This window comes from Aliiruegeria haliotis (genome assembly GCF_003003255.1).
GTDB lineage: Bacteria > Pseudomonadota > Alphaproteobacteria > Rhodobacterales > Rhodobacteraceae > Tropicimonas > Tropicimonas haliotis.
Genome location: NZ_PVTD01000001.1, coordinates 793813 through 808834 on the forward strand (window position 1 = coordinate 793813; position 15022 = coordinate 808834).

Sequence of the window (15022 nt, forward strand, 5' to 3'; positions counted from 1 at the left end):
TATCAATGGCTTGGGCGGAGCATTTCAACTCTCGTGTCGGGTCGAATGTCGCCGAAAAGGATGAGATACAACGGGTAAGCATCTGTTTTCAGACAGCTTTGTGCTGCGCCCCGTTACCAGCGCAGAACCACCGACCCCCAGGCAAGACCGCCGCCGATCGCTTCCGTGACCACCAGGTTGCCCGGTTTGAGACGCCCTTCGGCCTGACCCACCGACAGCGCAAGGGGAATCGAGGCGGCGGATGTGTTGCCATGGTCCTGAACCGTCAGAATCACCCGTTCCATCGGCACCTTCATCCGGTGGGCGGTGCCCTTGATAATCCGGAGGTTGGCCTGGTGCGGGACGATCCAGTCGACATCCTCGCCGGTCAGACCGACCTTCTCCAAGGAACGGTGGGCGGTATCGGCGAGTTTCTCCACCGCATGGCGGAAGACCTCCTTGCCGTGCATCTTTAGCACGCCGGTGCTGCCCGTGGACACACCGCCATCGACATAGAGAATGTCCTTGTGACGCCCATCGGAGTTGAGGTCGGTGGCCAGGATACCGCGATCGTCGGTGGTTCCGGCGCCGTCCTGTGCTTCCAGCAGAAGGGCCCCGGCGCCGTCGCCGAAGAGGACGCAGGTTCCGCGGTCTTCCATGTCGAGGATGCGGCTGAAGGTCTCTGCGCCGATCACCAGCACGCGCTGCGCCTGGCCGGACAGGATGAGTGCATTGGCGTTGGCGAGCGCGAAGACGAAACCGGCGCAGACCGCCTGCACATCGAAGGCGAACCCTCCGGTCATGCCCAGCTTGGCCTGCACCATCGTGGCTGCGGATGGGAACGTCAGATCGGCGGTGGAGGTGGCGACGATGATGGCATCGACGTCATCGGGCGTGAGCCCGGCATTTTCCAGGGCGGCGCGGGCTGCATTGGCTGCGAGGTCTGACGTCATTTCGCCCTCGGCAGCAAAGTGCCGGCGCTCGATGCCGCTGCGGCTGCGGATCCAATCGTCGCTCGTGTCCAGGATCTTCTCGAATTCGGCGTTCTCGACGATTCGTTCGGGGAGGTAGTGGCCCACCCCACGGACAACAGCCCTGATTTGCATGGTTCTTGCCTAGCTCGTTTTTTGCCCGTCCCTGTTTCGGTCAACAGAAACGTTGCGTCACGGCATATCCTGTCGAGGCGCGGAGGTCGAGGCCACGCGCGCGGCAAGGCGGTCGGAAAATCCGGCCTGTGCCAGTTGGAACGCAAGTTTGATCGCCGCGGAGACCCCGGTGGCGTCGGCCGAGCCGTGGGATTTGACGATCGTGCCATTGAGGCCGAGGAAGACGCCACCGTTCACACGGCGCGGGTCGGTGCGTTTTGCGAGCCGGCGCAGCGAGGTCACGGCAAGCAGTGCGGCGATGCGGCTCAGGATCGTGTGCCGGAACGCCTGCCCCAGAAGCTCGCGAATGAGCGAGGCCGTACCCTCGGCGGTTTTAAGGGCGACATTGCCGGTGAACCCGTCGGTGACGATGACATCGGCCTTGCCGCGCGGGATATCGCCGCCCTCGACGTAGCCGACATATTCGAAGTCCGAATGCGGCGCGGCCTCCGCGATAAGGCCCTGGGCGGCCTTGAGTTCGGGGTGGCCCTTGTGTTCCTCCGTGCCGACATTGAGCAGGCCGATCCGCGGGCGCTCGATGCTCAGGCCGTTGCGGGCGTAGGAGGCGCCCATCAGGGCGTATTGCAGCAGGTCACGTTCGTCGGCGCGGATATCGGCGCCGACATCAAGCATGACCGCGTAGCCGGTGTCGTTTCGCGACGGCCACAGGCAGGCGATAGCGGGACGGTTCACGCCCGGCAACTTGCGCAACCGAACCATGGAGATGGCCATCAGCGCCCCGGTGTTGCCACAGGAAACCGCGACTGTCGCCTCGCCATTGCGGACCGACTCGATGGCCGACCACATGGAAGTGTCCTTGCCGCGCCGCATCACCACAGAAGGCTTGGCATCCATGGTCACCACCTCCGCGGCGTCCCGGATGATACACCGGTCCAGTAGGTGGCGTTTGACCACGAGGGGGCGCAACTCTGCCTCCCGGCCATGCAGAATGAACCCGATATCCGGGTTCTTCTTGGCCGACATGGCACAGCCGGCAACCACGGCTGCCGGCCCCTTGTCACTTCCCATGGCATCGACGGATATGACGATCTTGCCGGCGAGTTCCGGCGGAACCGCGGAAGGCAGGTCGGCCTGCACGTCAGGTTTCATCCGAGATGCCCCTGTCCGGAGGTTTACCGGTTCAGGCGGCGTCTTCGTCGAGATCGACATCCTCGACCAGTGCGACGACTTCACGATCGTCGTAGTGGCCGCAGGCGGCGCAGACGTGGTGCGGGCGCTTGAGTTCGCCGCAGTTCGGGCACTCGGCGGGGTTGCCGGCGACGAGCGCATCGTGGGAGCGGCGCATGTTGCGGCGCGACTTGGTGATCTTGTTCTGAGGGACAGCCATGTCTCAACCTCGATGTTATTGGCGCGACGGGCGTATCCCGGCGGCAAGTGTTTCGATTGTCGGCGCCTCATACGCCGGCTTTGCTTCCCGATCAAGGGTGTGTGGAAGGTGCGCGAACATACGCATTCCGGTGGCATATGCAAGGGGCGTGGCGGTTTTCCCTGCTTTTTCGGGGCACGCGGGTGCGTGGGCGGAGCGCTCCCGCCCGTCGCTGGCGCATCGCAGATGTACCGCTCCCGTTGGGCCGGGCACCTGCGGTGGGCTGCGCGTGCCGCGTAGGATGCGCCCGCTGTGCGCGCTGGCGTCAGGATTCCAGTTGTTTCTTGAGCTCCGCGAGTCCGGCAAAGGGCTTGACGTCCTCGTCTGTGAGCGGCTCGACGCCGTCTTCGGCGAAGGTCGTCCCGGTGAGTTCCGCGCCCTCGGCGCGGGGGAAATCGGGCAAGGCAAGGGCGAGGGCTTCGCCCAGCACCGCCATCAGGTCGAGGACCTCGGGCAGGGGTTCGAGGCTGTCATCCTCCGGAATTTCTGCCTCTGCCTCCTCGGGCAGGCTGTAGTCGGCCACGTACTGGCGGCGCAGCGGCACGTCGATTCGCGTCGTGACCGGCGCCAGCGTCACCGAACAGGGCTGGATTGCTGTCGCGCCAAGCGTCGCATCAAGGGTCCAGTCGCTGCGCCCCTGAGGGCGCAGAGTGCCTTCGAGCCGCACCTTTCGCAGGCCCAGAAGGTCCAGATCCCTGATCAATTGCTGGATTTCGCCGGCTTCTGGCACCAGGCGGATATCGGTGGGCTCGGAGGTGGGCAATTTCGCCAGCCGCAGGTGACGCGGAGGTTCGGAGAGGCTCATCGGGTGTTCTTCCTTCCTTGAAGAAAAGGATGCCATTGATATAAGCCGGAAAGCAGTTTGACGAGCAAGAGGCGTGAGGGCAGTGATGGGCAGGCAGAGCCGAAAGGCATTTGGCCGGGTGACGCGCGCGCTGATCGTCGGCGCGGCTCTGGCTGCGGCAACCGCTTGCACACCGCTCTACGACAACCACGGCTACACCCCCAGCGACGCGGATCTGGCGCAGATCAAGGTGGGCGTCGATACCCGTGAGAGCGTTGCAGAGACGGTCGGCTCGCCGTCGGCCTCGGGTGTCCTGCGCGATTCGGGCTATTACTACGTGTCCCAACGGGTGCGAACCTACACCTACCAGGCGCCGGAAGTGATCGAGCGCCAGGTCGTGGCGATCAGTTTCAACTCCAGGGGCGTCGTGACCAATATCGAACGCTTCGGCCTTCAGGACGGCAATGTCGTCGCGTTGTCGCGTCGCGTGACGGACAGCAACGTTCAGGGCGTGGGCTTTCTGCGTCAGTTGATGGGCAACGTCGGGCGTTTCAACCTCGGATCCAACCTGTAGGGCAGACCGGCTTGCGGGACGTCGCCTGAGAATTGGCGCACCAGCCATGGCGCCGGGCCGGCAGTCATCCGACCGCTTGCGTTGGCGCGCATCTGAGCGGTTTTCCCGTCGCAGGTTTGCTCTGCTGAGCGTATCGCAACAAGGCTGCTGGGGCGCTTCGGGCAAGGGCCTGCAAGTGGTGCGGCTCCGGGTTTGCCCGTAGCGTAGTCCCGCGTCAGCCCGCGTCGTCTTTCTCGAAATCCAGCGCCACGCCATTGATGCAATAGCGAAGCCCCGTCGGCGCGGGGCCATCGGGAAAGACGTGCCCAAGGTGGCCGTCGCAATTGGCGCAATGCACTTCGGTGCGGACCATGCCGTGGCGGGTGTCACGGGTCTCGCCGAGCCTGGCGCCGCTTGCGGGGCGGGTGAAACTGGGCCAGCCGCAGCCGGCGTCGAACTTGTCGTCCTGCACGAAGAGTTCCGCCCCGCAGCCCTTGCAGTGAAACGTGCCGGCATCCGACGGAAAATCGTCGTGGGTGAAGGGACGTTCGGTGCCATGGTTGCGCATGACCTCGAAGCCGAGGTCACCAAGCTGGGCACGCCATTCGGTCTCTTTCTTGGTTACCTTGTCGCTCATTGCGGCCTCCGTTTGTCCGGTCCTGTCCGTACCTAGGCGCGCCGGCGCGGCCATGCCAATGACAAAGCGGTGACGTTTCCCGGCAACGCGCACCAAATGCCCGATATTCTGTCAGAAAATCGACACGCCTTGTATGCTATCGGACGGGGAACCAGATTCAAACGGTGGCAGGACAGGCCATGCGTCGACGCGAGGAGTGGGAGATGCTGAAACTGCGCCGGGGTCGCTACGCGGCCCGACTTGCCGGTGGGCAGGAGGACGTGGACGCCGCGCTGGCGTTGCGCAGCCGGTGTTTTCGTGGAGGGCAGCAGGAGGATCGCGACGAGTTCGACGGGGTTTGTCGACAGGTGCTGGTCGAGGACACTCGGAGCCGTCGGCTGGTCTGTACGTTCCGGTTGCTGCCCCTGAGTCGAGGCAGCGAGATCGGGCGCAGCTACTCGGCGCAGTACTACGAGCTATCCGGGTTGCAGGAGTTCGATGGCCCGATGGTGGAGATGGGACGTTTCTGCATCGACCCGGAGGTGAAGGATCCCGACATTCTGCGCGTGGCCTGGGGGGCAATGACAGGGTTCGTCGAGGCCGAAGGGGTCGAGATGCTGTTCGGATGCTCTTCCTTCAAGGGGACCGGGGCGGAGGACTACATGGATGCCTTCGCCCTGCTGACGGAGCGCCACCTGGCACCGGGTCGCTGGTTGCCGAGGGTGAAGGCCCCCAATGTCTTTCGCTTCGCGCAGAAATTGCGCCGCAAGCCCGATGCGAGGCGTGCCATGCTGGGGATGCCGCCGCTCCTGCGCACCTACCTGCTGATGGGGGGGTGGGTCTCTGACCACGCTGTGGTGGACCGGGACCTGGACACGCTGCATGTCTTTACCGGGTTGGAAATCAGGGCGATTCCCCCCGCACGGAAACGGCTTCTAAGGGCGCTGGCCGGGCCGGCCTAGAGGCTCGCGCACAGCGCGCCGCTGTTGCTCCAGCCCGCGACCTTGCCGTCCGCGCCAATGCGGAATGTCCAGGCGCAGGTCAGGACCTGCCGCTGTGCCCCACGGCTCATGCTGACGCCGCCGCCGCTGAGCGAGATGCGGCCGATGCTCTGGCCGACAGTCGGCCCGGCCCGGCTCGTCTGGTAGCTGACGGTTCTGTCGGAACGAACCGCCGGCGGACCGAGGCGTTCGACCAGTTGCTCAGAAGTCAAACCCACCTGCGCGTCGGCAACAGCGGGGGTGAGCGGCACATTCGTGACGGACGTACCGGCGCATCCCGCGAGCAGCAGAAGGGCGGCAAGTTGCGCTGTCCAATGAGCTTTCATGAAACCTCCTCCGCAGCGTGGTCGAGACATGATCTGGCGCGTCCATGGCGCCAAATCAACCAGAAACGGCGGGAAAGGCGACGCCATTGCGCAGATGTGAGCTGCGCGGGCAGGGGGCAGCCGTTGGAACGGCGGTCTCCGGTGGCCGAACGTTGCGATGTGCAGGGGGCATGGGCGCGCCGATCCGTCGCGACAGACCGCAGACGCTCCCGTGGCAGGCCGTCAGCACCAGGCTTCAAGGTCGTCCTCCAATCTGCGCCGACCATGCGGCTTTGGTCACGGATTGCGGGCAGAAACGCCACCTCGAGAGGGGCGCCTGCCGCAAAACCGGGACCACGGGCGGGGCGCATCCGCCGCAGTCCACAGCCCCATGCGCGCCGAAACCGCCGTCCCGGAGCATTTGCCCAGCTTTGTGCGGGCGGTTCGGGTTCCGCCAGCGGAGAACGGGGCGGCCGTGCTGCAGGCGATGCGGGGGCCACCCAGCCAATGGTGCTTGCGCCGCTTGATCTTTCGGCGCCCCTGCCGTAGCTCGCCGCCATGGCACGTGCACCCCTTCTCCAGCTTTCCGATATCTCGCTGACATTCGGCGGGAACCCCGTGTTCTCCGATCTCGGCCTTGTCATCCAGCAGGGCGACCGGGTGGCGCTGGTCGGGCGAAACGGCTCGGGCAAGTCGACGCTGATGAAGGTCATGGCCGGACTCGTGGAGCCGGATACCGGGGAGCGGATCGTGCCGCCCGGGCAGCACGTGGGCTACATGGAGCAGGATCCGACGATGGCGGGCTTTGCGACGCTTGGCGACTTCGCCGCGAGCGGCCTGCCCGAGGGAGAGAGTTATCGCGTCGAAATGGCGGGGGAGGGGTTGAAGCTCGACCTGTCCCGTTCGGTCGAGACCGCCTCTGGTGGCGAGCGTCGGCGCGCCGCACTCGCCAAGCTTCTGGCAGAGGCGCCCGAGCTGATGTTGCTCGACGAGCCGACCAACCACCTCGATATCGAGGCAATCCGTTGGCTGGAAGATCAGCTCGCCGAAACCCGAGCCGCCTTCGTGCTGATCTCTCACGACCGGGCCTTTCTCAACCGCCTGACCCGCGCCACGCTCTGGCTCGATCGCGGCGTCGTGCGACGGCAGGAACACGGATTCACCTCCTTCGAGGCATGGCGGGACAAGGTTTGGGCGGAGGAGGACGAGGCACGCCACAAGCTCGACCGCAAGATCAAGCACGAAGCCAAGTGGGCGGTGGAGGGGATCTCCGCGCGGCGGACCCGGAACCAGGGGCGCGTCCGGGCCCTGCAGGATCTGCGGGCCGAACGGGCGGCGCAGATCCGGCGACAGGGTGGGGCCGGTCTGGCCATCGAAACCGGGCGGGCGTCCGGCAAGCTCGTCGCGGAAGTGAAGGATATTTCAAAGTCATACGGGGACAAGCTCATCGTCCGCGGGTTTTCAACCCGGATTCAGCGCCGGGAGCGGATTGCCCTGGTCGGGCCGAACGGTGTCGGCAAGACGACGATGCTCAAGATGCTGATCGGCCAGGAAGAGGCCGACAGCGGAACGATCCGGCTCGGGACCAATCTCGATGTGGCGGTCTTCGACCAGACGCGTGCTCAACTGGATCCTGACGCGACGCTGTGGGAGAGCCTCACCGGCGACAAGGCGTTGCGCGTTCAGGGGCGTGGCGGCGATCAGGTCATGGTGCGGGGCACACCGAAACACGTGGTGGGTTACCTCAAGGAGTTCCTGTTCTCCGAAGCACAGGCCCGTGCGCCGGTTCGCTCCCTGTCGGGTGGCGAGAAGGCGCGGCTGCTGCTGGCGAAGATCCTTGCCCAGCCCGCGAACCTCCTGGTGCTGGACGAGCCGACCAACGACCTCGATATCGAGACGCTGGACCTGCTTCAGGAGATGCTGTCGGAGTATGATGGCACGGTCTTCGTCGTCAGCCATGATCGTGATTTCATCGACCGCATCGCCTCGACCACGATTGCGATGGAGGGCGACGGGCGCGCGGTCATCTATGCCGGTGGCTGGAGCGACTACCAGGCCCAACGCGCGGAGCGCATGGGGCAGGCGGCGCCGAAGGAGCAATCCTCGTCGAAACCGAGGGGCGGAAAGCCCTCCGGCAAGCCCGATGCCGCGCCAACCCGGGCACCGGTGGCCAGCGGGCTGACCTTCACGGAGAAACACCGTCTGGAGGCGCTGCCCGACGAGATCGAGCGCCTTGAGGCGGAGATCGCGCGTCTGGAGGCGTTCCTCGCCGACCCGAACCTGTTCACCGAAGAACCGGTGAAGTTCCGCAAGGCGTCTGAGGCATTGGTCGAGCGGCAGACGGCATTGTCAACGGCGGAGGAGGAGTGGCTCGAACTGGAGGAAAAGGCCGCCGGCTAAAGGCCAACGCGGCTATTTGATCCAGATCCGGTGCCGCGTACCCCCTGCGGCGGGTGGGCATACTCCTCCACTGACCGAGATGGGGACGCCTGCCTTCAAATCAACCCCGTGTGAGCTTTCTCTGCAACGCAGCGAAGCCCCGCCGATTACCCTACGGTCATCCGCGACCTTCCGCCAAGTGTTTGAAGCCGCGCGTGTTCGCGGTCGATTTGCCATTGGGTCTCTCCGGTCCAACCTCTAGGTGCGACGGGGCCGGGCAAAGACCCGGGCACCCGTTTCGCTGCGCTGCCGCAAAGGCCGGGGAAGCGGGAACCAGACAAGACAAAGGACATTAAAAATGACCACTCACACCACCCGCCTGCTGGGCGCTGCCTTCATGACGAGCCTTGCCGTTCCGGCCTTCGCCGGATCGGCCGAACCCGTCCAGACGGAAGCCGTGCCCGCTCCGGTCGTGATGCCGGTGGCATCCTCTTCCAGCGACTGGACCGGCGGCTACGTCGGCCTTCAACTCGGTTACGGCGAAGTGACCGATGGGCTGGAAGGCAACGAAACCATCGGCGGTGTTCAGGCCGGCTATGACTGGGACCTGGGCGACTGGGTCGTCGGTATCGGCGCGGATGCGAATTTCGGCTCCATCGAAACCTCCGCCGGAGATCTGGACTCGCTGAGTCGGCTCAAGGTGCGCGGCGGCTATGACTTCGGCAAGACGTTGGTCTACGCAACCACCGGTGCCAGCTATGCCGCCAGCAGCGATCTGGGCGACGAATGGGGCTATTTCGGTGGGATCGGGGTCGAAACAAAGCTGACCGACACGGTGTCCCTGACCGGCGAGATCGCGACCCATCGGTTCGACGAGTATGGCAGCTACGGCTCGACGACGGCCAACACGGCCACCATCGGCGTGAACTACCGTTTCTGACCGGAACCGGACGACACGGGAAGGGGCGGCCTGGCCGCCCCTTTTTGTTGGCTCATCGATCTGCGGTGGCGGCATTGCAATGGCAGGTGCCATTCACGGTTTCACACCCGGGGCGATCTTGAAGTGGCGGATCAGAGGCGCGCTGCTGGATAGCGCCCGGCGATTGCCGGCGTCGCCTATGGGTCGCAGGCGCACCGGACAGGCGTTCCGGCGTGCCGCCATTCGGGGCGGTGATGCCCGGGACGAAAAAGACCGAACCCATCAAACCCGCGATCCATGTAGCCAGCGTTGTTCACGGGATTCCGGGAGGGTCAGGTCGCCGGTTCTCAGAACTTCCAGCGAATGCCCAGTGTGGTCGAATTGGCGTCCTGATAGTTGGCCGATGTCTCATCGAAACTGTAGCTGGAATAGGCGAGATAGGCCTCCAGGTTGGCAGCGTCGAACTTCTGCACGGCCTGAACACCCCACGAATCCGATGTTGATCCGTCGCTCAACAGATCCTGCCCGCCATAGTAGTCAACTGACACCGCCGTGTAGCCCACGTTCCAGACCGTTCCGGTCCAACCGGCCTTGACGTAGCCATAGCTGCCGCCGTCCTGATCGGCGCCGGCCGCCAGAACGCCCACGATCCCGGTCGGTTCGTGCAGGAGCGAAAATGAACCGGCGTAGACCTCGGTCAACGCGCCCTCGTTGTCCTTCCAGGCATAGCCCAGCGCGCCCTGCATCTGGACGCTGCCGGTGGTCCGCTCGTAGAACAAGCCGATGTCGTAATACTCCGCGTCATCGCCATCGGTCAGGACCTCCTTGCCGTAGGCGGCGGCGAAGCTGAACCCGCTGAATGACGGTGTGTCATAGCGGATGCGGGCACGGCGGCTGCCGTCGAAATCGGTGTAGATATCGCTGATCTTGACGTCCGACAGATCACCCGTGGCCTTGTCGCGCAAGAAATAGGCGCCCGCAAGGTCGGGGCGGTAGACGTAGCCGGCGATATCGGTTCTGGACAGATCCACCGTCGCGATCCCGTCCGAGGCCATGCTGCCCTGGCCGAGGGAGACCTTGCCGAAGGCCCCGGAAACGGTGACGTCAATCTTGCGGAGCTTCGTCTTGTCCCATTCCCAGATCGGGTCGACGTTCTGGCTGAAGGCCGAGGACGCCGGAAGTCCAAGCGCGGTTTCAAAGACGAAGCCGAGCGTGGCGCCCGATCCGATGGGCTGGTCGAGAGTGAAGCCGACGCGGGTGTTGGAGTTGGTGTTGTCGACCAGGTTGCCGGTCTCTTTTTCGCCGTCGTCGAAGCTGACGTAGGCCGGTGAAAACTGGCCATAGAAATTGACGGTACCGCCACTATCGTTGGCAAAGGTCAGCGGATCGGCGAGGGCGGATCCCGCTGCGACGGTGGAAAGGGTGCTGGCAATCAAAACGAACCGGGGGGTCATGACGGTATCTCCAATCGAGAGGCGGCGGTGTCGCGTGAGGGGCGCCGCGCGGGTTAATACACCCTGCATACCGCGTTTCCGGTGGCAAAGCGTGAACCCGATGCGACACGGCCCGGGCACAGGCAGGCTTTCGCCAACGGAACGCTGCGAACATGCCCCGCCATCGCGACACTGCCCGGTCAGGAAGAAAGAAACGGTCCTAAAGAAAACGCCCCGCACGTCGGTGACGGCGGGGCGGGTCTGTGGGCAATCCTGTAGCTCGGATCAGAACGGGATCTCGTCGTCGATGTCGCCACCGCCGCCGCCACCGCCTGCCGGGGATCCGCCGCCGTAGCCGCCACCCTGCTGGCCGCCGCCGTAGCCGCCTCCGCCGCCGCCGCCATAGCCGCCGCGGTCGTCATAGCCACCGCCACCGCCGCCGCCTTCACCGCCACGGGCATCGAGCATCACCAGCGTGCCGCCGAAGCCTTGCAGTACGACTTCGGTGCTGTAGCGGTCGGCGCCGCTCTGGTCCTGCCATTTGCGGGTCTGCAACTGTCCCTCGATATAGACCTTGGAGCCTTTGCGCAGGTATTGCTCGGCCACCCGCACAAGTCCCTCCTGGAAAATCGCCACCGAATGCCACTCGGTCCGCTCCCGGCGCTCACCCGTGTTGCGGTCCTTCCAGGTCTCCGAGGTGGCGATGCGCAGGTTGCACACCTTTCCGCCGTTCTGGAAGGTGCGGACCTCCGGGTCCCGTCCCAGATTTCCCACCAGGATCACCTTGTTCACCGATCCAGCCATGCGGCTTACTCCTGTTGCTTGTTGTACGTTTGCATCGATTCCGCTTCGAGGAAGGACGCTATACCAACCGGGCGGTGGGAAAAACACGCAAAATCCGCCGATCCCTTCGCGTGACGCTAGCAAAAATCCGAGGCTTCCTTATACTCGCCCACGCAACGAGAAACGGTGTGGGGCAGGCCATATGTTGAGGCTGGTCGGGGCGAGTATGATCGCGGTCTTCGCGTTGGGAACAACGCAGGGCAGCGGTGTGGGCGCCGAAACCTATTCTTCCAAATCCCGGGCGAAGCTCTTCGCCTCGCAGACACGTCTGCTCGACAAACGCGCCTCCAAGCAATACGCCCACTCGACCCGTCTGCAACCGTCCACCTCCAAGGCTTCCGTCAGCTTCAAGGCTCCGAAGTATCGCGGTCGCTACAAGGGCCAGTACCTTCCCGTCGCCAAGGACATGGCGCGCAAGCATGGCGTTCCCGAGGACCTGTTCCTGCGACTGGTGCAACAAGAGAGCAACTGGCACGTCAACGCGAAGTCCCACAAGGGTGCGATCGGACTGGCGCAGTTGATGCCGGGCACGGCCGCCAAGCTCAGGGTGAACCCGCACGATCCGCGCCAGAACCTCGAAGGTGGAGCACGGTATCTGCGCATGATGTACGACCGCTACGGCAGCTGGCGTCTGGCGCTGGCCGCGTACAATGCCGGGCCGGGCGCTGTGGACAAGTACGGCGGCGTGCCGCCCTACCGGGAGACCAAGACCTACGTCCGCAAGATCCTCGGCAGCTGAGGGCGCGGCAGAATGTCCGACTGAAAGAGTCGGAACTTGTGCCTCGGCAAAACGATGTCATAGGGGACCGCATATCTGGTCCGCTCCGCATGACATCCCGAGGAATCCTCCATGCCCGGTTCACCCCTTTCTGGCCGACAATCGGCGCTGACCGCCGTCTTGCTCGCCGCCCTGACCGATCCGCTCGCTGCGGAGCCGGGGTACGACACGCCGGCCGACCTCGGCGCGGCCTTGTTTTTCGACGTCAATCTTTCGGCCAACCGGAGCCAGTCCTGCGCGACGTGCCATGACCCTGCCTTCGGCTTCGCCGATCCGCGGGAGACCGTGGCCGGGAAGGCCGTGTCGCTCGGCGACGATGGTGTTTCGATCGGCGACAGGAACGCTCCAACGGCGGCGTACGCCATGTTCTCTCCGCCGTTCCACAAGGTCGAGGGCGAGGATGGCCCCTATGTCGGCGGACAGTTCCACGACGGGCGGGAGGCGGATCTTGCCGGTCAGGCTGGCGGGCCACCACTGAACCCGATCGAGATGGGGATGCCGGACAAGGCCAGCGTGGTGGCGCGGTTGCAGGAGAACGATGCCTATGTGGCGTCGATGCAGGCCCTGTTCGGAACCCTAGTTTTTGAAGATGTGGAGGCGGCCTACGCTGCAATGGCCGAGAGCATCGCCGCTTTCGAAAGCTCCGCGGAATTCGCACCCTTTGACAGCAAGTATGACAGGTTTCTGCGCGGCGAGGTGAAACTGACGGATCAGGAAGACCTTGGCAGGGTGCTGTTCTTCTCCCAGCAGTTCACCAACTGCAACCTTTGTCACCAGTTGGGCCGCAGCGCGATGGACCCGCAGGAGACGTTTTCCAACTATGAATACCACAATATCGGCGTGCCCGAACATGTGGCGCTGCGCGGGCTCAACGGCGTGGCGGAGGGGTTCGTCGACACCGGGTTGCTGATGAATCCGGCGGTCGAGGATCCCGCACAGGCCGGAAAGTTCAAGGTTCCGACCCTTCGCAATGTCGCGGTGACGGGCCCCTATATGCACAATGGTGTCTTCGAGGATCTTCGAACCGTCGTGCTGTTCTACGACAAGTACAACTCGATTTCCGAGAAACGGCAGATCAACCCGGAAACCGGCCAGCCGTGGCGGGCGCCGGAGGTCGACGGGACGCTGTCGCTCGACGAGCTGGAGACCGGGCCGGCGCTGGACGATCAGCGGATCGACGCCATCGTGGCCTTCTTGAAAACGCTCACCGATGCCCGGTACGAACACCTGCTCGAAGACTAACCGGGTGGCTGCGGGCGATGTGTCGACCTGCCGCGCGCAGTCCAGGCCGGGGGCAAGGGCAGGGTCCTGAACGCGGGTCTTGGCTCGGCTTTTTGCATGGGGCGACCGTGACGCTTGTTGGCAACAAGCATTCATCCGCAAGTGTGATTGATCTCCGGCGCGCATGTTGGGCGGCGCCGGAAACACGATCCAAAAGACGTTGTCCCCAGCCTTGGCCGGGCTGCGCCAAGGTTGATTTCCCCGGCTCAATGGTGCGCGTTGACTGGGCGCCAAGTCGCGCAGCGGGCCGGCGTCGAAGAGCACATCTGCCGCTCTTTCCCGGATGGCCTTCACACTCCTGAACCCGGAACGGGCGCGCGGTGACTTGGTGTCCCGCGACGCAGGCGCTGCCAGCCGCCGCCATGAACTCGGCTATGCAAGGAGTTCCGTTCCAATCCTGCTTGCCCTGCCGACCCGGTGTTTTGCCGGAGCCGTGGTGTTTGCGGAGGCGATATCCGCGATGGCAAACCCTCTGGCGAATGGCATCTTTGGGCAGGGCGGTGCCCCAGCCATTTTTCGCGAGCCCGTCGCGATGTGAGCGTGTCTGATCGGCTCACGCACGTCGCTCAACGCTGCGACAGGACCGTCCGCGCCTATCCCACGGAGCGGTTGGTCGCGATCAGACGGAGCCGTTGTCCACTGCCCAGCGCCAGCTGCCGGGTATGCGAAGGACGACCGGGCGGGCAGGTCGTTTAGGGGGCGGAGGGTAAATCGGGTAAAATAATATAAATCAATATATTGCGGGTCGATGCATCAGGAAAATCCTGCGACTGAATGCGATGGACTCACGCCCGGCGGGCATCTCGAAAGTCGCTCGGCGTCTGTCCGGTCCGGTTATGAAAGGCGCGGGTGAAATAGGCGGCGGAATTGTAGCCCAGCACCTCGGCGACGCGTTTGATCGGCAACGAGGTGTCGAGCAGCAGGCGGCGAGCCTCAAACGTCAGCCGATCGGCGAGGAGTTCGGAGGCCGGACGTCCGCAGGTCTGGTTGCAGACCCGGCTGAGGTGGGTTGGCGTGACCCCCAGAAGCTCGGCGTAGTCACTGATGGACTGGCCAGTGTAGAGCTGGTTTTCCACGGCTTCGGTAAACCGGCGCACGAGCGACATTGCGGGCGATTCGGGCTCTTCGGCCTCTGTCTCGTCGCGTTGCCGCTGTAGCCAGACGCCGAGCAATCCACCGTAGTGGGCAATGGCCTGCTCTTTAAGGGGGCGGTCGCCGTGAACTTCGCGCTGAAGCTGCTCCAGCAGGGAACTGATCTCTCCCTGGGCGCGGGCATCGCGGATTCGCAAGTGGCAGGGCACGTCAGGGACCTCGAACCCGGAGGCTTCGTTGAAGAAGATCGCGGTCCCGAAGACCTGCGCGGCGACCTCGAACCCATGCATGGTTCGCGGCGGCACATAGACCGCGTTGTGGGCGCCGTAGCCACGTGTCCGGCCCGCGACCGTGATCCGGCCCTGTCCACGGGTGAACCACAGAAGCACCGGCATCCGGTAGCTGCGCATCGCTTCCGTGCGCCAGCGACCGCCGTTGGTCAGGCGTTGCATGGGGACCAGACGCAGCGGTCCGACAGGGGCAGCGGGCAGCACGGTCATTCGGGAACTCGGGCAGCGAAGTTCGAT

Annotated in this window: 15 protein-coding genes; 6 read left to right on the forward strand and 9 right to left on the reverse strand. The window is 64.5% G+C overall.

Annotated elements, in window-relative coordinates; translation table 11 throughout:
- Positions 1-113 precede the first annotated feature (113 nt).
- From CLV78_RS03580 to CLV78_RS03595, 4 genes are all read right to left on the reverse strand, one after another.
- Positions 114-1085, reverse strand: a complete 972-nt coding sequence (locus CLV78_RS03580; RefSeq protein ID WP_106203365.1) for a beta-ketoacyl-ACP synthase III — start codon at positions 1083-1085, stop codon at positions 114-116.
- 57 nt (positions 1086-1142) lie between these two features.
- The gene (gene plsX, locus CLV78_RS03585; RefSeq protein WP_106203366.1) at positions 1143-2234 is read right to left on the reverse strand and encodes a phosphate acyltransferase PlsX; all 1092 of its coding nucleotides are present in this window, start codon (positions 2232-2234) and stop codon (positions 1143-1145) included.
- 31 nt (positions 2235-2265) lie between these two features.
- Positions 2266-2472: a 50S ribosomal protein L32 gene (gene rpmF / locus CLV78_RS03590; protein ID WP_106203367.1), complete on the reverse strand. Its 207-nt coding sequence runs from the start codon at positions 2470-2472 to the stop codon at positions 2266-2268.
- Between the two features lie 304 nt (positions 2473-2776).
- Positions 2777-3316 (reverse strand): YceD family protein, encoded by a 540-nt coding sequence (locus CLV78_RS03595; RefSeq protein WP_170111642.1) that lies wholly within the window; start codon positions 3314-3316, stop codon positions 2777-2779.
- 85 nt (positions 3317-3401) lie between these two features.
- On the opposite strand from CLV78_RS03595, the gene CLV78_RS03600 reads away from it, so the two are divergent.
- Entirely contained in the window at positions 3402-3869 is a 468-nt protein-coding gene (locus tag CLV78_RS03600) for an outer membrane protein assembly factor BamE (protein WP_106203368.1), read from the forward strand.
- 214 nt (positions 3870-4083) lie between these two features.
- Here CLV78_RS03600 and msrB read toward each other — a convergent pair whose 3' ends face one another.
- On the reverse strand, positions 4084-4485 hold the full coding sequence (gene msrB, locus CLV78_RS03605; RefSeq protein WP_106203369.1) for a peptide-methionine (R)-S-oxide reductase MsrB: 402 nt from the start codon (positions 4483-4485) through the stop codon (positions 4084-4086).
- A gap of 179 nt (positions 4486-4664) precedes the next feature.
- Here msrB and CLV78_RS03610 point away from each other — a divergent pair, with 179 nt between their 5' ends.
- Positions 4665-5426 carry a GNAT family N-acetyltransferase gene (locus tag CLV78_RS03610; protein ID WP_245924819.1) on the forward strand — a complete coding sequence of 254 codons (762 nt, stop codon included), beginning with the start codon at positions 4665-4667 and terminating at the stop codon, positions 5424-5426.
- Here CLV78_RS03610 and CLV78_RS03615 read toward each other — a convergent pair.
- Positions 5423-5791 carry a hypothetical protein gene (locus tag CLV78_RS03615; protein WP_106203370.1) on the reverse strand — a complete coding sequence of 123 codons (369 nt, stop codon included), beginning with the start codon at positions 5789-5791 and terminating at the stop codon, positions 5423-5425. The genes CLV78_RS03610 and CLV78_RS03615 overlap by 4 nt on opposite strands.
- 537 nt (positions 5792-6328) lie before the next feature.
- Between CLV78_RS03615 and CLV78_RS03620 the strand changes: the two genes are divergently transcribed.
- Both CLV78_RS03620 and CLV78_RS03625 read left to right on the forward strand, forming a co-directional pair.
- Entirely contained in the window at positions 6329-8170 is a 1842-nt protein-coding gene (locus CLV78_RS03620; protein WP_106203371.1) for an ABC-F family ATP-binding cassette domain-containing protein, read from the forward strand.
- A gap of 337 nt (positions 8171-8507) precedes the next feature.
- Positions 8508-9089, forward strand: a complete 582-nt coding sequence (locus CLV78_RS03625; RefSeq protein ID WP_106203372.1) for an outer membrane protein — start codon at positions 8508-8510, stop codon at positions 9087-9089.
- Positions 9090-9415: 326 nt separating this feature from the next.
- Here the strand turns inward: CLV78_RS03625 and CLV78_RS03630 are convergent, their stop codons facing one another.
- A complete protein-coding gene (locus CLV78_RS03630) occupies positions 9416-10522 on the reverse strand; it encodes a porin (RefSeq protein ID WP_158263411.1) in 1107 nt (368 codons plus the stop codon).
- Positions 10523-10786: 264 nt separating this feature from the next.
- On the reverse strand, positions 10787-11305 hold the full coding sequence (gene ssb / locus CLV78_RS03635; protein WP_106203374.1) for a single-stranded DNA-binding protein: 519 nt from the start codon (positions 11303-11305) through the stop codon (positions 10787-10789).
- A gap of 181 nt (positions 11306-11486) precedes the next feature.
- Between ssb and CLV78_RS03640 the strand changes: the two genes are divergently transcribed.
- A complete protein-coding gene (locus CLV78_RS03640; protein WP_106203375.1) occupies positions 11487-12083 on the forward strand; it encodes a lytic transglycosylase domain-containing protein in 597 nt (198 codons plus the stop codon).
- A gap of 111 nt (positions 12084-12194) precedes the next feature.
- Positions 12195-13364, forward strand: coding sequence for a cytochrome-c peroxidase (locus CLV78_RS03645; protein ID WP_106203376.1), 1170 nt, complete (start codon positions 12195-12197; stop codon positions 13362-13364).
- A gap of 824 nt (positions 13365-14188) precedes the next feature.
- Here CLV78_RS03645 and CLV78_RS03655 read toward each other — a convergent pair.
- Complete coding sequence (locus tag CLV78_RS03655) at positions 14189-14995, reverse strand: AraC family transcriptional regulator (protein WP_106203378.1); 807 nt, start codon at positions 14993-14995, stop codon at positions 14189-14191.
- Between the last annotated feature and the right edge of the window lie 27 nt (positions 14996-15022).